The sequence below is a fragment of the Sphingopyxis fribergensis genome (genome assembly GCF_000803645.1).
Lineage (GTDB): Bacteria > Pseudomonadota > Alphaproteobacteria > Sphingomonadales > Sphingomonadaceae > Sphingopyxis > Sphingopyxis fribergensis.
Genome location: NZ_CP009122.1, coordinates 2,550,046 through 2,571,964, shown reverse-complemented (window position 1 = coordinate 2,571,964; position 21,919 = coordinate 2,550,046). Strand labels below are relative to the sequence as shown.

The 21,919-nt window shown below is 62.5% G+C and carries 18 protein-coding genes and 1 tRNA gene; 10 read left to right on the top strand and 9 right to left on the bottom strand.

Annotation, left to right across the window (positions count from 1 at the left end; all coding sequences use genetic code 11):
- The first annotated feature begins 122 nt into the window (after positions 1 to 122).
- From SKP52_RS11865 to gatB, 5 genes are all read left to right on the top strand, one after another.
- Positions 123 to 1,892 carry a DUF4153 domain-containing protein gene (locus SKP52_RS11865; RefSeq protein ID WP_039574951.1) on the top strand — a complete coding sequence of 590 codons (1,770 nt, stop codon included), beginning with the start codon at positions 123 to 125 and terminating at the stop codon, positions 1,890 to 1,892.
- A 181-nt stretch (positions 1,893 to 2,073) separates the two neighbouring features.
- Positions 2,074 to 2,376 (top strand): Asp-tRNA(Asn)/Glu-tRNA(Gln) amidotransferase subunit GatC, encoded by a 303-nt coding sequence (gene gatC / locus SKP52_RS11860; protein ID WP_039574949.1) that lies wholly within the window; start codon positions 2,074 to 2,076, stop codon positions 2,374 to 2,376.
- Positions 2,377 to 2,478: 102 nt separating this feature from the next.
- Positions 2,479 to 3,960, top strand: a complete 1,482-nt coding sequence (gatA, locus tag SKP52_RS11855) for an Asp-tRNA(Asn)/Glu-tRNA(Gln) amidotransferase subunit GatA (protein ID WP_039574947.1) — start codon at positions 2,479 to 2,481, stop codon at positions 3,958 to 3,960.
- 1 nt (position 3,961) lies between these two features.
- Positions 3,962 to 4,528 (top strand): hypothetical protein, encoded by a 567-nt coding sequence (locus SKP52_RS11850; RefSeq protein WP_039574945.1) that lies wholly within the window; start codon positions 3,962 to 3,964, stop codon positions 4,526 to 4,528.
- Between the two features lie 7 nt (positions 4,529 to 4,535).
- On the top strand, positions 4,536 to 6,008 hold the full coding sequence (gene gatB / locus SKP52_RS11845; RefSeq protein ID WP_039574943.1) for an Asp-tRNA(Asn)/Glu-tRNA(Gln) amidotransferase subunit GatB: 1,473 nt from the start codon (positions 4,536 to 4,538) through the stop codon (positions 6,006 to 6,008).
- Positions 6,009 to 6,045: 37 nt separating this feature from the next.
- Here gatB and SKP52_RS11840 read toward each other — a convergent pair whose 3' ends face one another.
- Positions 6,046 to 6,816, bottom strand: coding sequence for a hypothetical protein (locus SKP52_RS11840; RefSeq protein WP_052208189.1), 771 nt, complete (start codon positions 6,814 to 6,816; stop codon positions 6,046 to 6,048).
- 170 nt (positions 6,817 to 6,986) lie between these two features.
- Positions 6,987 to 7,184, bottom strand: coding sequence for a hypothetical protein (locus tag SKP52_RS11835; protein WP_039574941.1), 198 nt, complete (start codon positions 7,182 to 7,184; stop codon positions 6,987 to 6,989).
- Between the two features lie 166 nt (positions 7,185 to 7,350).
- Between SKP52_RS11835 and SKP52_RS11830 the strand changes: the two genes are divergently transcribed.
- Positions 7,351 to 7,435 (top strand) — tRNA-Leu (locus tag SKP52_RS11830).
- 87 nt (positions 7,436 to 7,522) lie between these two features.
- The gene (gene tig, locus SKP52_RS11825; protein ID WP_039580839.1) at positions 7,523 to 9,136 is read left to right on the top strand and encodes a trigger factor; all 1,614 of its coding nucleotides are present in this window, start codon (positions 7,523 to 7,525) and stop codon (positions 9,134 to 9,136) included.
- A gap of 163 nt (positions 9,137 to 9,299) precedes the next feature.
- Here the strand turns inward: tig and SKP52_RS11820 are convergent, their stop codons facing one another.
- From SKP52_RS11820 to SKP52_RS11790, 6 genes are all read right to left on the bottom strand, one after another.
- On the bottom strand, positions 9,300 to 9,611 hold the full coding sequence (locus SKP52_RS11820; protein WP_039574940.1) for a GIY-YIG nuclease family protein: 312 nt from the start codon (positions 9,609 to 9,611) through the stop codon (positions 9,300 to 9,302).
- Positions 9,612 to 9,737: 126 nt separating this feature from the next.
- Positions 9,738 to 10,498, bottom strand: a protein-coding gene (locus SKP52_RS25390) for an IS5 family transposase (RefSeq protein WP_148309110.1) whose coding sequence is annotated in 2 segments (ribosomal slippage) — positions 9,738 to 10,174 and positions 10,174 to 10,498 — 762 coding nt in all. Because the reading frame shifts where the segments join, the coding sequence is not laid out codon by codon here.
- A 388-nt stretch (positions 10,499 to 10,886) separates the two neighbouring features.
- Positions 10,887 to 12,578, bottom strand: coding sequence for a class I adenylate-forming enzyme family protein (locus SKP52_RS11805; RefSeq protein WP_081997556.1), 1,692 nt, complete (start codon positions 12,576 to 12,578; stop codon positions 10,887 to 10,889).
- A gap of 42 nt (positions 12,579 to 12,620) precedes the next feature.
- The gene (locus SKP52_RS11800) at positions 12,621 to 15,290 is read right to left on the bottom strand and encodes a beta-glucosidase (protein WP_081997320.1); all 2,670 of its coding nucleotides are present in this window, start codon (positions 15,288 to 15,290) and stop codon (positions 12,621 to 12,623) included.
- Positions 15,269 to 16,504, bottom strand: a complete 1,236-nt coding sequence (locus SKP52_RS11795; RefSeq protein WP_039574934.1) for an acyl-CoA dehydrogenase family protein — start codon at positions 16,502 to 16,504, stop codon at positions 15,269 to 15,271. The genes SKP52_RS11800 and SKP52_RS11795 overlap by 22 nt, the downstream gene beginning before the upstream one ends.
- 34 nt (positions 16,505 to 16,538) lie before the next feature.
- Entirely contained in the window at positions 16,539 to 17,300 is a 762-nt protein-coding gene (locus SKP52_RS11790) for an alpha/beta hydrolase (protein ID WP_052208184.1), read from the bottom strand.
- Positions 17,301 to 17,659: 359 nt separating this feature from the next.
- Between SKP52_RS11790 and SKP52_RS24630 the strand changes: the two genes are divergently transcribed.
- Positions 17,660 to 18,304 (top strand): TetR/AcrR family transcriptional regulator, encoded by a 645-nt coding sequence (locus SKP52_RS24630; RefSeq protein ID WP_081997318.1) that lies wholly within the window; start codon positions 17,660 to 17,662, stop codon positions 18,302 to 18,304.
- 18 nt (positions 18,305 to 18,322) lie between these two features.
- On the opposite strand, the gene SKP52_RS11780 is transcribed toward SKP52_RS24630, so the two are convergent.
- Entirely contained in the window at positions 18,323 to 19,270 is a 948-nt protein-coding gene (locus SKP52_RS11780; RefSeq protein WP_052208175.1) for a LysR family transcriptional regulator, read from the bottom strand.
- 246 nt (positions 19,271 to 19,516) lie between these two features.
- Between SKP52_RS11780 and SKP52_RS11775 the strand changes: the two genes are divergently transcribed.
- Complete coding sequence (locus tag SKP52_RS11775) at positions 19,517 to 20,821, top strand: spinster family MFS transporter (RefSeq protein ID WP_052208171.1); 1,305 nt, start codon at positions 19,517 to 19,519, stop codon at positions 20,819 to 20,821.
- A gap of 14 nt (positions 20,822 to 20,835) precedes the next feature.
- Complete coding sequence (locus SKP52_RS11770) at positions 20,836 to 21,918, top strand: phosphotransferase family protein (protein ID WP_052208169.1); 1,083 nt, start codon at positions 20,836 to 20,838, stop codon at positions 21,916 to 21,918.
- Position 21,919: the final 1 nt, after the last annotated feature.

Here is a 21,919-nt window from a genome sequence, read left to right as displayed (position 1 = left end):
GCTGCCTACAAACAACTCGTCATGCTGAACTTGTTTCAGCATCCATAGCCCTAACTCGCTGCGTCGCATCATGGTTTCTGAAACAAGTTCAGCAGGACGAAAAGAGAGGTTAGGTTTGGAAAATGACCGAAGTTGCAGCAACCGGCGCCGCCGCCGATTCGCCCGTCAATCCCTCCCGCGCTTCGGCGCGCCTCGACCACAATGATCTGCCGTGGCCGCTGCGCCCGTGGATCATGGCGGCGATCTGTGCCGTGGCGGGGCTGGCGATGCATTTGCTGACGGGCCATCAGTCGGACCCGGCCTATTGGCGGAGCGCGGCCGCCGCCTTTGTCGTGGTGGCGACGATCACCTTCGTGCTCGGCGTCGAATTGCGGCGTTGGCATTGGGCGCTGGGCTTTGCGCTGGCGTGGGGCGCGGTGATGGGCCTGATCGCGTGGCAGACGGCGGGGTATAATATCCAGGGGAATCTGATCGAGTGGCCCTTCTGGTCGGGGTTGGTCGCGGTGCTCGTCGCGACGCCGTTGTTCCAGACGCGGCGCGACGTCGCGCCCGACTGGCGCTTCTGGAAGCTGTGGCAGATGCCGCATGAACGGCTTCACAGTCATGCGTGGACCGATGCGGTGATCGGCGCGGCGAGCCTGGCGTTCGTCGGCATCACCTTCCTGCTCGTCGTGCTGATCGGGCAGATGTTTAAGCTGATCGGGATCAATCTGATCTTCGACCTGCTCAATGACGAATGGTTCGGCTGGATGCTCGCGGGCGCGGCGTTCGGCGGCGCGGTCGGCCTGCTGCGCGAACGCGACAGACTGGTTTCGACGTTGCAGCGGCTGGTGATGATCGTGCTTGCGGTGCTGGCGCCGGTGCTGGCGGTCGCGTTGGTGCTGTTCCTGCTGTCGCTCGCGGGGACGGGGCTGCAAAAGCTTTGGGATTCGGGTTTCTCGACCGCGGCGGTGATGATGGGCGTGGCGGCGTTTGCGGTGCTGCTCGCCAATGCGGTGATCGGCAATGGCAGCGAGGACCGCGCGACGAACCCGATGTTGCGCTGGGCGGCGCCGGTGCTGGTCGTCGCGGTGCTGCCGCTGGCGGGGATCGCTTATTATTCGATGCATTTGCGGGTGATCCAGTACGGCTGGACCCCCGAGCGTATCTGGGGCGTGATCGCGGCTGTCATCGCGCTGGCCTATGGTTTGGCGGGCGTGTGGGCGGTGGTGAAGGAGCGGCGCGATTTCGATGATATGCTGCGGCCGTTACAGCAGAAGCTGGCGATCGGGCTGGCGTTGCTGGCTTTGTTCCTCGCGCTGCCGATCCTCGATTTCGGAGCGATTTCGACGCGCGACCAGCTCGCACGGCTGAAATCGGGGGCGACGCCGGTCGAGAAATTCGACTGGGCGGCGCTGGCCTATGATTTCGGACCGAGCGGGCGGGCGGCGTTGAAGGAGCTGGAAAAGTCGCCGGTGAAGCCGCGCGCCGATGCCGCGAAAGCGGCGCTGGCGGCGAAGAACCGCTGGGATTTGACCGGACCCGAGGGGCCGACCATGCTCAAGCCTTTTGTCGAGCGGCTTCGCGTCATTCCGGCAGATCGTCCGCTGCCCGCCGAGGCCCTCGATCGCGTATCGGGCAGCTATATGTGCAGCCGCGCGAAGGCGTGTGTCGCGGTGTGGCTCGACGACAAACGGATTGGCGTGCTCGGGCAGATTGCGCCGGGCGAGTCGCTGAATTTCGATTTCGTGACGCGGAATGATGCGGGGCAGTGGGTCCAGGGCGATTGGGCGAAGGCTGCGCCCGCCAAAAAGCCGCCGGTCGACCTGTCGAAGGCCCGGATCGAGGTCGAGAACGTGCAGCAGCGTCGGGTGCTGGTCGATGGCGTACAGGAATCCGGGACTTTTGAGTAGGTAGCCCCGCGAGCAATTCTTCATCTCGTCATTCCCGCGAAAGCGGGAACCCAGTTTGCCACGCTCTGGGTTCCCGCTTTCGCGGGAATGACGAAGGTTTTTGGGGCAGTTCTGCCAGCCGCGCCTTGAAGCGATCCGGCGGGGATGCTAGCGGCGCGGCTTCGTTAAAGTTAGGGCGATCATGGCAATCGATCAGGCAACAGTAAGGAAAATCGCGTCGCTGGCGCGCATCGCGATCAGCGATGCCGAAGCCGCCGCGATGGAAGGCGAATTGAACGGCATTCTGGGCTGGGTCGAGCAACTCGGTGAGGTCGATGTGACCGGGGTCGAGCCGATGACCGCGGTGATCCCGAACACGCTGCGGCTGCGCGACGATGTGATCGATGCCGACCCGCTGACCGGCGGCAACCGCCGCGACGATATTCTCGCCAATGCGCCGGCGGCGATGCACGGATTCTTTGGCGTGCCGAAGGTGATCGAATGATGGCGGAACGACATCATGCGATCATCCCGGCGAAGGCGGGGATCCATCACGAGACGTCTGAAGATGGGCCCCTGCCTTCGCAGGGGCACGGGGTTTTGAATAATGACTGAGCTTACCAACCTGACCGTCGCGCAGATCCGCGACGGGCACCGCGCGGGCGATTTTTCGGCCGTCGAGGTCGCCGAGGCGTTCAACGCCAATGTCGCGGGGGCGAAGGCGCTGAATGCGTTTATCGTCGAGACGCCCGAGCAGGCGCTGAGCGCGGCTGAGGCAGCGGATGCCGATCGTGCGGCGGGGACGCTGAAGCCGCTTTCGGGCGTGCCGATCGGGATGAAGGATCTGTTCTGCACCAACGGCGTGCAGACGACCGCCGCGAGCCATATGCTCGAAGGTTTTGTGCCGCGTTATGAATCGACCGTTTCGCAGAAATTGTGGGACGCGGGTGCGGGGATGCTGGGCAAGCTGAACCTCGACCAGTTTGCGATGGGGTCGTCGAACGAGACGAGCTATTTCGGCAATGTGATTTCGCCGTGGAAGCGCAAGGACGGTGGCAATGCGGCGCTGGCGCCGGGCGGTTCGTCGGGCGGATCGTCGTCGGCGATCGCGGCGCGGCTCTGCCCCGCGGCGACGGGGACCGACACCGGCGGCTCGATCCGCCAGCCGGCGGCGTTCACCGGCATTTCGGGGATCAAGCCGACCTATGGCCGCTGCTCGCGCTGGGGCATCGTGGCGTTCGCGAGTTCGCTCGATCAGGCCGGGCCGATGGCGCGCGATGTGCGCGACTGCGCGATCATGCTCGAAAATATGGCGGGCTTCGATCCGAAGGACGCGACGAGCCTGAACCTGCCGGTGCCCGATTGGGAGGCCGCTTTGTCGAGCGATCTCAAGGGCAAGAGGGTCGGTATTCCCAAGGAATATCGCCTCGAAGGCATCGACCCCGACATCGACGCGATGTGGGACGCCGGGATCGCAATGCTGAAGGATGCAGGGGCCGAGGTCGTCGACATCAGCCTGCCGCACACCAAATATGCGCTGCCGACCTATTATATCATCGCGCCCGCCGAGGCGTCGTCGAACCTCGCGCGCTATGATGGCGTGCGCTATGGCCTCCGCGACCTGCCGCAGGGCGCGGGGTTGCAGGACATGTATGCCGCGACGCGCGCCGACGGTTTCGGGCCCGAGGTCAAGCGCCGCATCATGATCGGCACCTATGTGCTGTCGGCGGGATTTTATGATGCGTACTACACGCAGGCGCAGAAGGTGCGGACGCTGATCTCGCGCGACTTTACTGCGGCGTTCGAGACTTGCGACGTGATCCTGGCACCGACCGCGCCGTCGGCGGCGTTCGGGCTGGGCGAAAAGATGGCCGACCCGCTGGCAATGTATCTGAACGACGTGTTCGCGGTGCCCGCGAGCCTCGCGGGGCTGCCCGCGATGTCGGTCCCCGCGGCGCTGAACCGCGAAGGGCTGCCGCTGGGCTTGCAGATCATCGGCAAGGCATTCGACGAGCAGGGCGTGCTGAACGCCGGGCTGGCGATCGAGGAACGGGCTGGGTTTACGGCTCGCGCGGAGAAGTGGTGGTAAGATGGCGCTCAATTCGACGCAAATGACGATGTTGCAGGGAGTGAATGTCTCCCTCGGCACGACGGCATTTGTCGTATTGACCACCAATATAGCCGATGCCGTGAAGAAAGCGCCGACGCTGATCGATGTTGCCTGTCTGCTTTTCTATATCGCTTTCCTAATATTCTGGGTCGCAAAGATTTTCATCCAGAACCATGTAAGCTTTGCAACGGCGGCGTTGGGCAGCGGCTATCGAATTTTTCAGTTTTTCATCACGATCGTGTCGTTTCTGTTGCTGATCGTCGCGTGCGAACAGATCGGCAATTTCGATGTATCGAGCCGCTGGCTCCTCGCGCATTTCGCCGTGCTGCTGGCTTGGCTGGTTGGACTGGCCGTGCGGCTGGGCCGGAACTTCGATCGCAGGCAGTTCCCCTGGCACTGGACTTTCGTCCCATTGGCTGGCGTTGCGGCCATAACGGCTTTGCATGCGGCAAGGCTCGATAACAATGTGGCCATGGCGCTGTTGGCGGGCCTGATGTTCTTTCCTGCGATATACGACGCCAGTGTATCGCGAACTTTTGCGAATTGAGAAGAGAATGAGCGTTTCAGATTATCGCATCAAGGGCGAAACCGGCGAGTGGGAGGTCGTGATTGGCCTGGAGGTTCACGCCCAGATCACGACCAACGCCAAGCTGTTCTCGGGCGCCGCGACGGCGTTTGGCGCCGAGCCGAACACGCAGGTGTCGCTGGTCGACGCCGCGATGCCGGGGATGCTGCCGGTGCCGAACCGCGAGTGCATCCGTCAGGCGGTGCGCACCGGCATGGCGATCGAGGCGCAGATCAACAAATGGTCGCGGTTCGACCGCAAGAATTATTTCTATGCCGACCTGCCGCAGGGTTACCAGATCTCGCAGCTTTATCATCCGCTTGTCGGAGAAGGTGCGATCACCGTCGAGGCGGACGAGAAGGCGGGGATTCCCGCGCCCAAGGTGATCGGGGTCGAGCGCATCCATGTCGAACAGGATGCCGGCAAGCTGATGCACGACCAGCATCCGACGATGTCTTACGTCGACCTCAACCGCAGCGGCGTCGCTTTGATGGAGATCGTGTCGAAACCCGACATGCGCTCGCCCGCCGAGGCTGGCGCTTATGTGCGCAAGCTGCGCGCGATCCTGCGCTATGTTGGATCGTGCGACGGCAATATGGAAGAGGGATCGATGCGCGCCGACGTCAACGTGTCGGTTCGCAAGCCCGGCGACGAATTCGGGACGCGCACCGAGACGAAGAACGTCAATTCGGTGCGCTTCGTGATGGCGGTGATCGAGGGCGAGGCGAAGCGCCAGGTCGAACTGATCGAAAGCGGCGGCACTGTGGTGCAGGAAACGCGGCTTTACGATCCCGACCGGGGCGAGACGCGCTCGATGCGGTCGAAGGAAGACGCGCATGATTACCGCTACTTCCCTGATCCCGACCTGTTGCCGCTCGAGCTTGACGATGCGTTTCTGGCCGAGTGCCGCGACAGCTTGCCCGAATTGCCCGACGCCAAGCGTGCGCGTTATCTGGCGGCGGGAATTTCGGCCTATAATGCCGATGTGCTGACTGCCGAGGTCGAGGCGGCGCGCTGGTTCGATACGTTGCTCGATGCGGGCGCGAAGCCCGTTGCCGCGGCGAACTGGGTGACGAGCGAGCTGTTCGGCGCGCTCAACCGCATGGGCCGCGACATTTCGGACTCGCCGGTTTCGCCCGAGCATGCCGCCGAATTGCTCAGCCTCGTCGCAGACGGCACGATTTCGGGAACGATCGCGAAGGCGGTGTTCGAGAAGATGCTCGAAAGCGGCGACGGCGCTGCCGAAATCGTTGAGCGCGACGGTCTGAAGCAGACCAGTGACACCGGAGCGATCGAAGCCGAAATCGCCAAGATCCTGGCCGCCAATGCCGACAAGGTCGAGCAGTATAGGGGCGGCAAGGAAGCCTTGTTCGGCTTCTTCGTCGGACAGACGATGAAGGCGATGCAGGGCAAGGCGAACCCGCAGGTCGTCAACGAGCTGCTGAAAAAGGCGCTCGGCTGACGCTGGCCGGGGTGCGCCCCGGCCAGCTTTCATCCGATCAGAAGCGCCTTTGCCCGGCGCCCCAATTGCCGACATCGCATTGGCCGGAAAAGTCGGTCTGCGCCTTGAGCTGGATGCGGCCCGAGCGGCGGTCGATGTCGACCTTGGGTTTGTTGAGGCCGTTGAGGCGGTAGGTCGCGGTGATGCGGTCGGGCGTCACGACGAGATTTTCGAGATCCCACCAGCCCTCATGCCCGCCCGAGTGAATGGGGGGAACGAGTTTGGGGCCGAGGTGGATGCGGCCTTGATCGCCGTAAAGCTCGATCTGGACATCGCTGTTGAAGCCCTGGGTCGTGCTGACGACATCATTGCCCCATTCCCATTTATGCTTTGAACTGTTCCAGTCGTAACGCGGAGCGGTGGTGACGCTGGGGCGGTTGCCGGCGCCGTAGCAGACGAGGACGAGCGAGGCGGGGTCGCGATACCCCGGATCGGCGGGCGGAGCGTGATGGTCGGCGGGCGGCGCATAGCCGCCGCGCGGCGCGTCGCCTTGGCAATTTTCGGGCGGTACGCTGGTGATCGCCGAATAGCGTCCGTCCATCGTGGCGACCGAGATGCAGCGTCCGGTGCGCTGGTTCCACCAGAAGGTATAGCGCTGGTCCCGGACGGTGTTCGACTGGCGCGATTCATAGCCGCGCGCGAGCAGCTGGGTCTCGCCGCCAGCACCGCGCGCGCCGACAAGGTCGGCGACATCGGGCGCGGATTGGGCATGCGCCGGGGCGGAAATGGCAGTGGAGGCAAAAAACGGTAACAGCAAAGCATAACGCATGGCACAAACTCCCGTTGCTTGTCGGATCGCCAGTCTAAATCGGCGACAGCCATTTATAAAGCATAGCGGCTGTCCGTCCCAAAATTTAATGCGAGACCGAATATCACGGCTCACCCACCGCTGCGAACGAAGCGAATATTCTACGCCGTTCCGTCCGTAATCGCCGTGGATTAAACCTGCTGCGGCGGCACCTCATCCGGCCCGTGGCCCGGTTCGTCAATATCGCCGCCGCCGGGGCGGCCGGGAATTTCGCTGGGCTGGCCGGCGGGGTCTTCGAGCGGGGTCGGCTGCACCGGTCGTTCGGGCGGCGATTGCGGTTCGATCGTGTCGGGCTTTGGCTTGGGAAGCGGGTCGGCGGCGTTGGTCATTATACTCTCCTTGAGTTAAACAACGAACGGGCGCGAAGCATGTTCCGCCTGCGGAACAGGGGGGCTTTGTGCCCTTGCCCTTGGCGACGCGTCTGCTATAGCCCCGCGCGGCCCGCACGGGCGTGCGCGGCAGCGCGCGATTTCGTGCACCCGGCCGAAAACACCTGCGGGCGTGGCGGAATTGGTAGACGCGCTGGTTTTAGGTACCAGTATCGCAAGATGTGGGGGTTCGAGTCCCTTCGCCCGCACCAATCTGCAATGCAGGCCGGGATCATGGGGAACTCCGCCGCTCCGGCGGGGTTCGATACGAGATTTTGAGCAAGGATAAGACCAAGGCAATGAAGACCGTCGAAACGCTGAACGAAGGCCTGAAGCGCGAATATCGCGTGACCATCACCGCCAAGGATATCGACGCGCGCGTCGACGATGAGGTGAAGAGCATCGCCCCGACCGTCCGCATGCCCGGCTTTCGCCCCGGCAAGGTGCCGCCGAACCTGATCCGCAAGATGCACGGCCCGGCGCTGTCGGCCGACGCGCTCAACAAGGCGATCGACGCCGGCGTGCGCGACCTGATGGCGAAGGAAAAGCTTCGCCCGGCGCTGCAGCCCGCCGTCGCGCTCGACGAAGGTTATGAAGCCGGCAAGGATGCCGAGGTCACCGTCAGCCTCGAAGTGCTGCCCAATATCGAAACGCCGTCGATCGAAGGCCTGAAGCTCGAACGCCTGACCGTTCCTGCCGACGACAAGGCCGTGATGGCCAAGATCGAAGAATTCGCCGCGCAGATGAAGCGTTTCGAAGAAGCGCCGAAGACCAAGAAGGCCGCCCAGGGCGACCAGGTCATCATCGACTTCGCCGGCAGCGTCGACGGCGTCGCCTTTGACGGCGGCACGGGCGAGGACATGGCGGTTGAAATCGGTTCGGGTCAGTTGATCCCCGGCTTTGAAGACCAGCTGGTCGGCGTCAAGACCGGCGACGAAAAGGTGCTGAAGGTCACCTTCCCGGATGAGTATCCGGTCGCGGACCTGAAGGGCCAGCCCGCCGAATTCGCCGTCACGGTGAAGGAAGTGAAGGTCCCGGCGGCGTCGAAGATCGACGACGAGTTCGCCAAGACGCTCGGCCTCGAAAGCCTCGACAAGCTGAAAGAGCTGATGAAGGATCAGGTCGAACAGGAACTGAACGGCCTGACGCGCACCTACATGAAGCGCAAGCTGCTCGACCAGCTCGCGGCGTCGCACGACTTCGAAGTGCCGCCGACGATGGTCGAGGCCGAGTTCAACCAGATCTGGCAGCAGCTCGAACATGAAGTCAGCCACGAGGAAGATCCCGAAGCGGCGAAGGCCGAACTCGAGAACGACCGCGACGATTATCGCGCGATCGCGGTGCGCCGCGTCCGCCTCGGCCTGCTCCTGTCGGAAATCGGCCAAGCGCATGGCGTCCAGGTGTCTCAGCAGGAAATGCAGCGCCTGATCGCACAGGCGGCGCAGCAGTATCGCCCCGAAGACCGCACGCGCTTCATCGAATATGTCCAGCAGGACGCGCTCGCCGCGGCGCAGCTCCGTGCCCCGCTGTATGAAGACAAGGTCGTCGACTTCCTGTTCGAAAAGGCCGAGATCAGCGACCGCGAAACCACCCGCGAGGAACTGGAAGCGGCGATCGAAGCCGATGACGACAGCGGCCATGTCCATGGTCCGGGTTGCGGCCACGACCATGACCACGACCACAAGCCGGCCAAGAAGGCTGCGGCAAAGAAGCCCGCTGCCAAGAAGGCCGACGTGAAGGAAGAGGCCAAGGCCGAGGAAGCTCCTGCCAAGAAGGCACCGGCGAAGAAGGCGGAAGCCAAGGCCGAGGAAAAGCCGGCTGCGGAGAAGAAAGCGGCTCCGGCGAAGGCAGCGGCCGATAAGGCCGAGCCCGCGAAGAAGGCTCCGGCCAAGAAGGCCGCCGCCAAGAAATAAGCTTCGGCTGATGCGCTATTCAAAAGGCCGGGTGGAGGATGCTCCACCCGGCCTTTTTTTGCGTCGATCGCCGCTACTGGGTTCTCGCGTTCGCGGGAATGACGGTTGGGGAAATCTCGCGACTACAGACCCTTCGTCATTCCCGCGAAAGCGGGAACCCAGTTCACCCTATCGGCGCAAAGCCAAAGTCTTCGGCAAGGTCGCGCCAGTCGGGGTTGGCGCTCTCGATCAGTTCGAGCTTCCACGCACGGTTCCATTTCTTGATCCGCTTTTCGCGCTGGATCGCGGTGTCCATCGTGGCGTGCTGTTCGAACCAGACGAGCAGCTTCACGCCATATTCGCGCGTGAAACCGGGGATGAGGCCTTCGCGGTGTTGGTGGATACGTTGGGTGAGGTTGGAGGTCACGCCAAGGTAGAGCGTGCCGTTGCGGCGCGAGGCAAGGAGGTAGACGGTCGGGCCGAAGTTCTCGTGCATCTAGGGTGCTACTGGGTTCCCGCTTTCGCGGGCACACCGATGTTATAACTCGCTCAAGGTCGTCATTTAAATTCGATCGCCGTAGCCTAACCCGACAGATCTGCGCCTAGGGTCAGGACTCATTGATCAGAGCCAGAAGATGACGGTTGCGGCGAGAGCCACGGCAGAGAAGAAGGCCTTCGGGCACCGATCGTAGCGCGTCGCGACGCGTCTCCAGTCCTTCAGGCGACCGAACATGATCTCGATGCGGTTACGGCGTTTGTAGCGGCGCTTGTCATATTTGACGGTCTTGCTGCGTATTTTCCGGCCCGGGATGCAGGGAGTGATGCCCTTTTCCTGCAAGGCATCGCGGAACCAGTCGGCATCATAGCCCCGGTCGGCGAGCATCCATTGCGCTTTGGGCAAACTGTCGAGCAAAGCGGCCGCGCCCGTGTAATCGCTGACCTGCCCGGCGGTCATGAAGAAGCTGATCGGGCGGCCATTTGCATCGGTTACGGCATGAAGCTTGGTGTTCATGCCGCCCTTCGTACGGCCGATCAGGCGTCCCGGACCCCCTTTTTTACCCCAAGGCTCGACGCCGTGCGGTGGGCCTTCAAATAGGTCGCGTCGATCATGATCGTCTTGCGCTCTGGCGCCTGCGGTGTCGCCAAGTCCTCCATCATGCGGATGAAGATGCCCTTGTCGCTCCACCGCTTCCAGCGATTATAGAGCGTCTTCGCCGGGCCATACTCCCTCGGCGCATCGCGCCACCTCAGCCCATTGCGGTTGACGAAGATGATGCCGCTCAAAACCCGCCGGTCATCGACACGCTTGCGGCCATGGCTCTTCGGAAAATAGGGCTGAAGACGCGCCATCTGCTCGTCCGTCAGCCAGAATAAATCGCTCAAATTCAGGCTCCTTCGTGGTCGCCTGAATCATAATCACACCCTCAAATCAATGGGGCCTGACCCTAAATCGCACTCGGAACTCGTCGAGCCGATCCGCTGAAAGCCTTCGCTTTTTTATAATGCTACTTTCACTATCGGCCTGACCAATGTCGGCGCCCGGCTTTCCCGAAAGTTCTGCTATTATGACTCACTCGCTGGCGCTATTTGAAGTATTTGGGCCGAAGATAACGATAGATAGGCGTTCCATGTCGCCGCTTCTGGCTAGATGCTTGCTCCTACAGTCGAGGGGCCGAGGAGGTCATTGGGAAAGGGGCGATCTCCAAACCCGCGGTAGCCGTGCGGGAGCGAAATTCGAGGACCCGTATTGATTATGTAGCGCGACAATTATTCATTTGATCGACGTGAATAATGACTTCAGATTCTTCTTCAATATCTTGCCATTGGCGTTGCGTGGCAATGTATCCGCGACGAAGCGAATCGCCACCGGAACCTTGAACGCGGCGAGCCGCGCGCGCACCCACTCCTGCAACTCTGCCTCGGATGCGCTCGTGCCCGGCGCCAGATGGACGACAGCCGCCGGTTCCTCGCCGAGCGTGCGGTGCGGGATGGCGAGAATCGCGCAATCGGTGACCGCGGGATGCTCGAAGAGCACGTTCTCGACCTCCGAGGAATAGATATTCTCGCCGCCGCGCAACACCATGTCCTTGGCGCGGTCGACGACGAAGAGGAAGCCCTCATCGTCGATCCGCGCGAGGTCGCCAGTGCGCACCCATCCGTCGACGAAGGTTTCGGCGGTCGCTTCCAGCTTGTTCCAATAGCCCTTCACGATCATCGGCCCGCGTGCCCACAGTTCGCCGACCGTGCTCGTGGGCAACTCCGTCACGCCATCGTCGGCGCGGATTTCGAGGTCGGCGGTCGCGACCGGCGGCCCGGCGCTCTCCGGGCGGTTCAGATAGTCCTCCGCGTTGTGCGACGTCACCGTCGCCATCGTCTCCGTCATCCCCCAACCATTGCCGGGCATCGCGCCGAATTCCTCACGAATGCGCTTGACCAGCTCGGGCGCAGAAGGTGCACCGCCATAGGAGATCACTTCCAGCGAGGAGAGGTCGTATTTCGCGCGGTCGGGATGCTCGATCAACTGCCACGCGATCGTCGGAACCCCGCCCGTCATATTGACCTTCTCGCGCTCGATGATTTCCATCGCCTGCACGGTGTCCCACTTGCGCATGAAGATGATCCTGTGCCCGGCAGCCATCGCGCCCATCAATATGGCCGAGCAGGCGGTGACGTGGAACAGTGGGATGACGGTCAGCGTCGTGCGCGGTTGTGGCTCCGGCACCAGTTCGCCACGGCGCAGGAAGCTGCGCGCGGCCGAAAAGGCGGCTGACAATATGTTGGTCATCAGGTTGCGGTGCGTGCCGAGCGCGCCCTTGGGGCTGCCTGTTGTGCCGCTGGTGTAGAAGATGGTCGCGTCGTCGTCGCGATCGAGCTCGACCTGCGGGCGGGGCAGGTCGGGAAGGTCTGCCCAGTTTCCGGGGACGCCGACAATATCCTCCAGCGCCGTAGCGCCCGCGACGGGCTCTGTCGCGCGCGCGACGATCACCCGTTCAAGCTCGGTCAGCGCGTCCAGATGTCCGGCGAGGCGTGCATGGCGCTCGGTGTCGACGATCAGCAGCTTCGCGCCAGAATCGCGGATACCATAGGCCAGTTCGGCCCCCGTCCACCACGCATTGAGCGGCACTGCGATCGCACCGATCGTCGTGATCGCGAAGAAGATCACCGGCCATTCGGGCAGGTTGCGCATCGCAAAAGCCACGCGGTCGCCCTTGCGCACTCCCATTTGGAAGAAAGCGCGCGCCAGCGCCGCGGTCGCGCGCCAGTTTGCTTCATAGCTGATGCGCTGGTCGTCGAGGGTGGTGAACAGCCGTTCCCCGTGCGTGCGTGACAGGTCGAGTAGCGCGTCGAGGCCGGGCAGCGCATTCTTCCACACGCGCGTCGAGATTCCCTGGATAGTGATCGTCTCCATTTCGAAGTTCGCACCGGGCGCGGTCAGCGTCGCCGTTGCTTCGGCAAGCGACATCACGGGCCATGCAGGGGGAAGAGTATCTGTGAGGAACAATGGTCAATCCCCGACTTGCGGCCGGACCTCGCCTGTCGGCGTGAGGCGTACGGCCTTGGTCAACCGGATAGCGTCCGACGCGCCGCCCACCAGCAACCGATAGGCGCCTGGGCGCGCCGTCCAACGCTGCGCGCTCACGTCCCAGGATGAAAAGACACGTGGATCGAGCGTCAATTCGACACTTCGCGTCTCGCCGGGAGCGAGATCGACTTTGGCGAAGGCCGCGAGTTGCTTGATCGGTTCGTCAGGCGTGCGGTCGGCGCGCGCGATGTAAAGCTGGACGACTTCCTTGCCGGCCATCTTGCCGCTGTTGTGCAGCGAAAGGCGGACCCTGACGGGCGCGCCGGGCTCGGGTGGCGCTACCATCGCCATCTCCTCGTAGTCGAAGCTGGTATAAGACAGCCCATGGCCGAAGGCGAAGAGCGGTGTGATGCCCCGCGCTTCATAACCGCGATATCCGACCAGAAGGCCTTCGTCATAGTCGCTCTCTACCGTGTCTAATACCACGGTATCATCGGTGGTATGCATCGGGAAGCTGACCGGCAGCTTGCCCGATGGATTGGTCTTGCCGGTCAATACATCGGCCAGCGCTGCCACCCCCTCTTGTCCGGGCAGCCACATATCGAGGATCGCCGGCACCTGTTCGGCCCAGGGCATCGCCATTGCGGCGCCTGCGTTGACGACGACCACTGTCGATGGATTGACGGCCGCGACCTGTGATACCAGTCTGTCCTGATCGCCGGGCAGGTCGATGGACGGACGGTCATAACCTTCGCCCTCCGTCAGCGTTTCCGATCCGACAATGACGATCGCGACATCGGCACGCTTCGCCGCCGCGATCGCCGCATCGAAATCGGGTCGCGGCAGGCGAACGCCGAACGACAGATATTCGTATCGCGTCTGGCCGTTGCGATAAGCGAGACGGACGGGGTAGGTTTTGCCGCCTTCCAGTTCGACCTTTATCGTCCGGCGCTCAACCGGCGAGCCGATGACGTCGCGATTGTCGATCACGGACGGCGTTGTCCCGTCAAGGATGGTCCTGCCGTCGAAGTCCAGCATAGCGGCGCCAGTGCCGCGTACGCTGAACTCATAGGTTCCGCTGACGGGCGCGCGGAACACACCCGCCCAGCGCAGCGCGGCATATCCGCTTGCTTGCGGCCCCGCGATATTTCCGCTGATCCGCTTGACAAAGCTGGTCGCGCGTTCGGTCCGAAGCGCCGGGCCAGCAAGGTCGGAATCGGCGAAATAGCTGGCCGTCAGCCCCGTTTCGTCGCTGTCGGCCGTGGGGCTGAACAGCGCCGGGTCCGCCGTGGGCGGCGTTTCCTCGCTGTCGACGCCCTTTTCATGGATCACGTCGACGCCGGGCAGCGCAGCGCGGATCGCATCGAGTGGAGTCTGGAGCATCGTGAAGGGGTTCACCGCCGAACTACCACCTCCCTGAATACGCGCGACATCGGCGTTGGGGCCGATCACCGCCAGCGTCCTTACTCCCGGCCTGAGCGGCAGCACGCCACTGTTCTTGAGCAGGACGATCGCTTCGTCGGCCGCCGCGCGCGCGATCGCGCGGTGATGGTCGCCGCCGATCTCGCCGGGCGGCAAAGGGCCGTCGAGCAATCCGCTGCGTACGATCAGGCGCGCGATCCGGCGGGCATTGTCATCTATCTGCGCCTTGCTGACCTCGCCGGACCGGACTGCGGCCTCCAGCTTGTCGCCGAAAAATCGGGGCGGCCCCGGCATTTCGAGGTCGAGCCCGGCATTGGCCGCCGCGGCGGTCGACCGCGTCGCGCCCCAGTCCGACACGACGAACCCCTGATAATGCCATTCTGCTTTGAGCAGGTCGGTGAGCAGCCAGCGATTTTCGCTGGCATGGGGGCCATTGAGCTTGTTGTATGAAGCCATCACCGACCACGGATCCACCTCCTTCACCACCATTTCGAACGCAGGCAGATAGATTTCGCGCAGCGCGCGCTCACTCACCCGCGAGTTGGTGACAAAGCGGTGGGTTTCCTGATTGTTGGCGGCGAAATGCTTGAGTGAGACACCGATACCGGCCTGCTGGGCGCCCTGAACGTAGCCGACCGCAAGCCGGCCGGCCAGCAGCGGATCTTCCGAATATGTTTCGAAGTTGCGCCCCCATCGCGGCGTGCGGACGATGTTGACGGTCGGAGCGAGCAGCACCGATGCGCCATAGCCGCGCGCCTCTTCGGCGATCGCGCCGCCGACTGAGCGCAGGAGGTCGGGATTCCATGTCGCCGCCAGCGCCACGCCGACGGGAAAGACTGTGGCTGGATCGCCCTCGGGGGAGCGCACGCCGGTCGGTCCGTCGGTCATCTTGATCTCCGGGATGCCGAGCCGGGAAACGGCGTTGAGCGTCATCGATCCGGCGCCCGCGAGCAGCGATATCTTCTCGTCCAGCGTCAGCCGCGCCATCAGGTCATCGACGCGATCCTCGCGCGGCGCGGTCCTGTCACGATAGATCATGCGATCTCCATTGATATTGTCGGCTGGTGCAGAAGCGAACGTCGGTGCGGAGATGTTCTGGGCGAGTGCCGGCGCCGGCAGGAGCACCAACGCCGTGAGTGAGAGCCATTTCATGGTGTTCTTCTTTCCATCGGCGGAGACCGGGCCGAACGACATGGCCGCCATGCCGTTCAGAGCATGTCCCCGCCGCATGCGCTCGCCGTCGTCCCCGTCTGCTGATAGGCCTTGATGACGTTGCGCCCGACCATCCAACGATGGACCTCGTCCGGACCGTCGACCAGCCGCTGCGAACGGATATCCGCATACCAGGCCGCCAGCGGCGTATCCTGACTATAGCCCAGCGCGCCGTGAAGCTGGATCGCGGTGTCCACGACCTTGTGGACCATGTGGGCGAGGTAGACCTTGGCTATGGAATTTTCCTGGCGCAGGTCCGCGCCCTTCTCCGCCTTGTAGGCGATGTGCAGCAGCATGAGGCGGGCGATGTAGAGTTGACTTGCGCACTCGGCCATCATGAACTGCACGGCCTGGCGCTCATGAAGGGGTTTGCCGAAGGTTTCGCGGCTGGTGACGTGCGCGGCGGCAAGGTCCAGCGCGCGCTGCGCCATGGCGATGTTGCGCATGCCGTGCCGCAGGCGGCCATAGGCAAGCCGATGCTGCCCCATGGCAAAGCCGTTTCCTTCGCCGCCCAGCAGGTTCTCCGCGGGAACTACCAGATCTCTGATCTCTATCTCGGAGTGGCTGGCGCCCATGACGTGCGACATAGGGGTTGCGAGGGCCATGGTGGGAACATCGCGCTTGATGACATAGCCAGGATTCGGCAGTTCGACGATGAAGGTAGAGAATTGCCGGTGGCGCGGCGCGTCCGGGTCGGTGCGCGCCATTACGACGGCGATATCGGCAGCACTGGCAGCAGAGGTGAACCATTTCTCGCCGTTGAGGATATAGTTCGCGTTGCCATCCTTGACGGCGGTGGTTCGCATACCGGTGGCGTCGGCGCCCGCGGCCTTCTCCGTCATCGAATAGCAGACGCGCTTGTCGCCGTTCAGTAGCGGCTTGAGGAATTTCTCTTTCTGATAGTCGGTGCCATATTCCAGCAGCGTGAGGATGGTGGCGTCGTCAGGTCCCTGCGTGTTCAGGCTGAGTGTACCGAGATGGCTCTGGCTGAGTTCCATCTGCACCAGCGCGTTGGCGAGCGGCCCTAACCCCATGCCGCCATATTCCTTGGGCACGAAAGGCAGCCACAGACCCTGGGCGCGCGCTTTCGCGCGAAGCTCGGCTAAAACGGACTTGTAGGATTCTTCGTCGACAACGCGCTTTTCCGCCGGGATGCATTCGTCTTGCACCCATTGGCGCACTTCGTCGCGGATTTTCTGGGCTTCTTCGGGAATCTCAAAATCAATTGCCACTGTGGCATTCCTCTCTTATATCTGGTGTTGCCGTTCAGCGCGGCTTGCGGGCGCGCGGAGCTTGTCCGTTGCTTTTTCCGAAGCATCTGGCCATGAACCGGCGGATTTCGGCCCAGACCTCTTCATCCTCGGGGCTCAATCCCCCAAAACCCGCATGCGGCATGGCTTCCCAGACATGAAGTTCGGCATCGACGCCCGCATCGCGCAGCTTCCGATGGATGCGAACGGAGTTCGACAGGAACAGGTCGCGCGTGCCCGACTGCACGAAGGTCGGCGGGAAAGCCGACGTGAAGCCGCCGAAGAGCGGGCTGATATAGGGATGATCGAGCGGCTGTCCCCCGGCATAGACGCGGTTGATCGGCATCAACTTGACCGGCAGGACATTGTCGATCCCGAAATTTGTGTGGAAGGTATCGCCCGATTCTGTGAGATCGACCTCTGGCGAGCGCAGCACAAGCCCGGCTGGAGCGGGCAGCCCTTCGTCGATGGCGCGCAGGACCATCGACGCGGCGAGATTGCCCCCCGCCGAAATGCCGATGACAATGATATCCTGCGCGCGCCAGCTTTCCAGCAGGTGGACATAGGCAGCAAGGCAATCATCGAGGCCGGCGGGATAGGGATCGTGCGGCGGCATCCGATAGTCGACCGAAAAGGTCAGGCAGCCGCTTTGCGAGGCTGTCTTCAGAACATCATAGGCAACGAGATCGCCGCCCTGAAGCATCAGCGCGCCGCCGTGGAGCGACAGGCAAACCTTGCCTGCGATGACATTCTGCTCCGGTTCGGCTATATAGCACAAGGGGCCTCCCAGCGAGGTAGTCCGGACTCGTTGCATCCGTTCGCGCAGGCGGGGGTTCATAAAGTTCCGGAACCTGTCGTTCATCGATTCAATATAGGGTATCCAACTCTCCGGATCGTCCGTCGCCGGGAACGGAGGCCTGGCTGCCGGCGGCGTCGAGAGAAGCTGCTGCGCCATCTCGCTCAGATGGGGCGGAGGAGCGATGGGGCGCGAAGTACGCTCCTCCTCCTTGGATGGAACGGCTTTTTCATCGGACTTCGCAGTGGCCACGTGCTATCCTCTCAACGGGTCCAAGCTAATATACGAGTTCGTATATTTGTTTGGTAGGCCGATTCAGATTGGTATGTCAATTGCGGAGGATGATGATGGCAACGGCATTTAAGCCGCCCATGCCAAGGGTGAAGATGCGCCGGGCCGACACGGCGGCGCGACTTTTGGAGGCGGCTTGCGATGTTTTTGCGGAACGGGGCTTCGAGGCGGCGAGCCTCGATGCGATCTGCCAGCGCATCAATATGACGCGAGGGGCCTTTTATTCCAGCTATGCATCGAAGGAAGACCTGTTCATTGCCGTGTTCGACGAGGAAGCCCGACGTCTAGCCAGCCGTCTGGCGCGTTTGTGGATCGGTGTTGCAGATCATCCCGACCCGCTGGGCGCCGCCGCCCACCGTTATGCCCTGACCGAAGCCAGCGATGCGAAGTGGCGGCTTTTGCATGCCGAGTTCCGCCTGCTGGCCGCCCGAAATACGAATGTAGCCGAGCGTTACGAAGCGATCGCGGACCAATTGTCGGCGAATCTGGGCCAGCGGATCGCTGATCTGGTGGACGCCGTCGGATTGCAGCTCGTCATGCCTCCCGCTGAAGCCGCCGATCTTTGGTCTGCCGTCGTGGAGGGGAGTTCCTGGCGGCATACGCGAGTTCCGGACCAAGCCGCGGAAACATTGCGGAAGAATCTCTTTGCTTTGTTGGGCGTTCTCACGACGCGGAAGCGAGGCGCGCTAGCCTGAAGATATAGTGATTTGGAATCAGGCTGTTTTATCGTTTAACATTAAAAGATCGATGGCCTGTCGGAGCCATGAATTGGCGGGATCGTCCTGCATGGACGCATGCCAGTACAGGGTGAGCGGTGGCATGGGGGCATCGAGCGGAAAAGGATAGAATTCGAGTTCATCCGCGGCCGTGATCGTCTCTGCTTCCAGCCGAGACAGCGTCAATAGGATGTCGGAATGCAGAATGATCTCCAAAGCGCTTTTATGTGATTGGCATTGAACCACCACCGTCCGGCGCAATCCGCGTCGACTCAATTCATGATCCTCGACTCCAGCGCCCCTATTGCCGGCGACCAGGACGTGATTCAGCGCCAGATATTGCTCCAGGCTCAGGCTCCTGCCGCTCAGGACGCTATGTCCGCGACGGACTGCAACGACCAATTCGTCCTGCGCCAGCATGCGGCGCCGTATCGCGGCGCTGACGGGAACCGACGCCTCCAGGACAAGGTCGACATGGCCGTTGGCGAGGCCGCTTTCAATCCCGTCGGGGCGTGTGTCGGTCGATACGACGCTGACGCCAGGGGCTTCCCGGCCAAGCCAGTCGATCAGATTGGGCAACAGGATGATCTCTGTACGCTCCGAAAGGCCGAGGCGGAATATCTGGTTCGCGTTGACCGGATCGAAACGACGCTGTTCGTGGAGGCGACCCTCCAGTATCAGGAGGGCACGCCGCACATCGGAGATGATATTCCGTGCGAACGGGGTGGGCGTCATGCTTGCACCCTGGCGACCGAACAGGTCGTCGCCCATCATCTCCCGGAGCCGCCGAAGGGCGTGACTCATCGCCGGCTGTGTCAAGCCCAGTCGCTCGCCCGCCGCAGTCAGGCTCTGCTCGCGATATATGGCGTCCAGCACGACAAAAAGATTCAGATCTTGTCGGCGAAGGCGCTTCAGGCTTGGCGTTTTTTCCGGGGAATCGATCATTTATCATTCATATGATGAATTGGTAAAAATTCAAGATATGAATTTTGATAATTGAAGTACCGACCCTAGATTGCCTTATCGCATATCGCCGCCAAGGCGGTGCGGCCTTTCTTTGGGAGAGTGGCATGGCGAAAGCGCCGGGAAATCTGGAATATTTCAGGCGAGGTGCCGCTTCTGACGCGGCGCTGAAACCCTTCCTTGATCCACGGCGCATCGATTATGCGTTAATTCGGCGCAACAGCTGAGATGTCGGGTGCAGCGGATATCCGCGCGCAATTCGATGCGGAGAATTCCGGCGTCGGACCGGCGATGACGGCCTATGCGCTAGGCGTCCTCGCGCTGGTCAGCTTCTTCAACTATGCCGACCGTATGATCCTGTCCGTGATCGCTGAGCCGCTGAAGCGCGAGCTTGGCCTCAGCGATGCGAATGTGGGGCTTTTGTCCGGTTTGATATTTGCCCTGGTATACGCCGTAGCCGGCATTCCCATCGCGCGGCTGGCGGATCGGACCGTGCGCGTCCGTATCCTCGGATTGTGCGTGATGGTGTGGAGCGTAGCGACCGCATTGATGGGGCTCGCCGGTTCCTTTCTGGTCCTCGCGATCGCCCGAATGGGCGTAGCGGTGGGGGAAGCGGGCTGCATACCCATATCGCATTCCGTCATCGGTGATTACATGTCGCCGCGCCGTCGCGCGTTGGGGATCAGCATTTTCCAGGCGGGCGGCATCGCCGGGCTGAGCGTTGGGTTGATCATCGCTGCCTATCTCACCGGGCACTTCGGCTGGCGGACGACGCTAATGGCTTTCGGGCTGTGCGGCCTGCCGCTGGCCCTGCTCATCCTTTTTACCCTGCCTGAGCCGGCTCCGCGGGGAGCACGGTCCGAAGCGGGCGAGCCGTGGTACACCGCGTTTGTGGCCTTGATGAAGCGGCCTCCTTACCGTCTGATCGTGGCGGCAAACACGTTCGGGGCATTCGCCAGCTACAGTCTGAAGCTGTGGATGATTCCCTATTTCATCCGCTCGCATCACCTCAGCGTGGCGGAGGCCGGGGCGTGGATGGGTGCGGCATCGGCGGCCGGAGGGATTTTCGGCGTCCTGGTGGGGGGCTCGCTCTCCGTCCGTCTTATCCAGAGGGACACGCGCTGGGAAATGTGGCTGCCGATGATCACGTCTATCGCCTCCGCCCCGCTATACGGCCTCGTCCTCCTCAGTCCCGACGTGCCAACCGCCTTGTCGATGCAGGTGTTCGCGTCGATGGCCGCCGGCGGCGCGTCCGGCGTGGCGCTTTCCGCAATCCAGTCCTTTTGTGAACCCCATCGGCGGGCGATGGGGATCGCCATCATGGTATTTGCGATCGCCATATTGGGCAACGGACTCGGGCCATATATCTCGGGCGCCATCAGCGACATCATCACGCCGCGTTTTGGAGATGACGCATTGCGCTGGGCGCTGCTTGTGCCCTGCGCCGCTTTTCTGGCGGCTGCCGGGTTATATCTTCTCGCGGCTCGCTCCGTGTCTGGTTCCGCCGCCCGAGCGTGGATGCCCGACGACTAAAGAAAGAGTAGACCATGCCCGAAACCCCGGATGTCTCGGCCGCGCAGGTGCGCGAGCGGGCCAATATCGGCACCAAGGAACCCGAAGGACCCCATCGTTTCGACCCGGCCGCGCTGGCCGCGTGGATGACTACCCATGTCGACAGCTATGACGGACCGCTGGCAGTCCGTCAGTTCAGGGGCGGACAATCGAATCCTACCTATCAGCTTCGCACTCCAACGGCTAACTACGTTCTCCGGCGCAAGCCTCCGGGCAAGCTTCTGCCCTCCGCCCATGCGGTCGACCGGGAGTTCCGAGTGATTTCCGCGCTCTACCCGACCGGCTTTCCCGTGGCGCGTCCCTTTGCCCTTTGCACCGACGACGATGTCATCGGGACATGGTTCTATATCATGGAGATGGTGGAAGGACGCATCTTCTGGGACCAGAGCCTTCCCGAACTCGCGCCGGCCGAACGCAGCGCTGTTTTCAGGGCGCAGATCGGGACGCTCGCCTCGCTGCACAATCTCGACCATGCGGCGATCGGCCTTTCCCGCTATGGCCGACCCGGCAACTATATGGCGCGACAGGTCGATCGCTGGGCGCGGCAGTATAAAGCGTCCGAAACCCGCCATATCGATGAGATGGAGCGGCTGATCGCGTGGTTGCCGACAACGGTACCGCACCAGGACCGCACGTCGGTGGTGCACGGCGACTATCGCATGGACAATATGATCTTCCACCCTGTGGAGCCGCATGTCGTCGCAGTTTTGGACTGGGAACTCGGGACGCTGGGCGATCCGCTTGCCGATTTCACTTATGTGCTCACCAACTGGATCAATGGGCCGATTTCATTGATCACCGATCTGGCGGCGCACGGCATTCCGACAATGGAGGAAACGATCAAGCAATATTGCGGCCTCACCGGACGGTCGGGGATCGAAAATCTCGACTGGTTCTTCGCCTATAATTTCTTCCGGCTGGCGGGCATCACGCAGGGCATATTGGGGCGCGTGCGCGACGGGACCGCAAGCCATCCCGACGCCGCCAATGCGGAACCACGCGTCGCAGCGCTAGCGAAACTGGCCTGGAGCTATGCCGTGCGGGCCGGAGCGGAATGAC

Bases quoted from the DNA above. Each gene is read 5' to 3' on its own strand.
- gatC (WP_039574949.1), top strand. From the start codon at position 2,074: ATGGCAATCGATCAGGCAACAGTAAGGAAAATCGCGTCGCTGGCGCGC.
- SKP52_RS24630 (WP_081997318.1), top strand. From the start codon at position 17,660: ATGATGATGGCAACGGCATTTAAGCCGCCCATGCCAAGGGTGAAGATG.
- SKP52_RS11840 (WP_052208189.1), bottom strand. From the start codon at position 6,816: ATGCGTTATGCTTTGCTGTTACCGTTTTTTGCCTCCACTGCCATTTCC.
- gatA (WP_039574947.1), top strand. From the start codon at position 2,479: ATGACTGAGCTTACCAACCTGACCGTCGCGCAGATCCGCGACGGGCAC.
- SKP52_RS11775 (WP_052208171.1), top strand. From the start codon at position 19,517: ATGTCGGGTGCAGCGGATATCCGCGCGCAATTCGATGCGGAGAATTCC.
- SKP52_RS11805 (WP_081997556.1), bottom strand. From the start codon at position 12,578: ATGTCGCTTGCCGAAGCAACGGCGACGCTGACCGCGCCCGGTGCGAAC.
- SKP52_RS11865 (WP_039574951.1), top strand. From the start codon at position 123: ATGACCGAAGTTGCAGCAACCGGCGCCGCCGCCGATTCGCCCGTCAAT.
- SKP52_RS11780 (WP_052208175.1), bottom strand. From the start codon at position 19,270: ATGATCGATTCCCCGGAAAAAACGCCAAGCCTGAAGCGCCTTCGCCGA.
- SKP52_RS11820 (WP_039574940.1), bottom strand. From the start codon at position 9,611: ATGCACGAGAACTTCGGCCCGACCGTCTACCTCCTTGCCTCGCGCCGC.
- SKP52_RS11835 (WP_039574941.1), bottom strand. From the start codon at position 7,184: ATGACCAACGCCGCCGACCCGCTTCCCAAGCCAAAGCCCGACACGATC.
- gatB (WP_039574943.1), top strand. From the start codon at position 4,536: ATGAGCGTTTCAGATTATCGCATCAAGGGCGAAACCGGCGAGTGGGAG.
- tig (WP_039580839.1), top strand. From the start codon at position 7,523: ATGAAGACCGTCGAAACGCTGAACGAAGGCCTGAAGCGCGAATATCGC.
- SKP52_RS11850 (WP_039574945.1), top strand. From the start codon at position 3,962: ATGGCGCTCAATTCGACGCAAATGACGATGTTGCAGGGAGTGAATGTC.
- SKP52_RS11800 (WP_081997320.1), bottom strand. From the start codon at position 15,290: ATGCGGCGGGGACATGCTCTGAACGGCATGGCGGCCATGTCGTTCGGC.
- SKP52_RS11770 (WP_052208169.1), top strand. From the start codon at position 20,836: ATGCCCGAAACCCCGGATGTCTCGGCCGCGCAGGTGCGCGAGCGGGCC.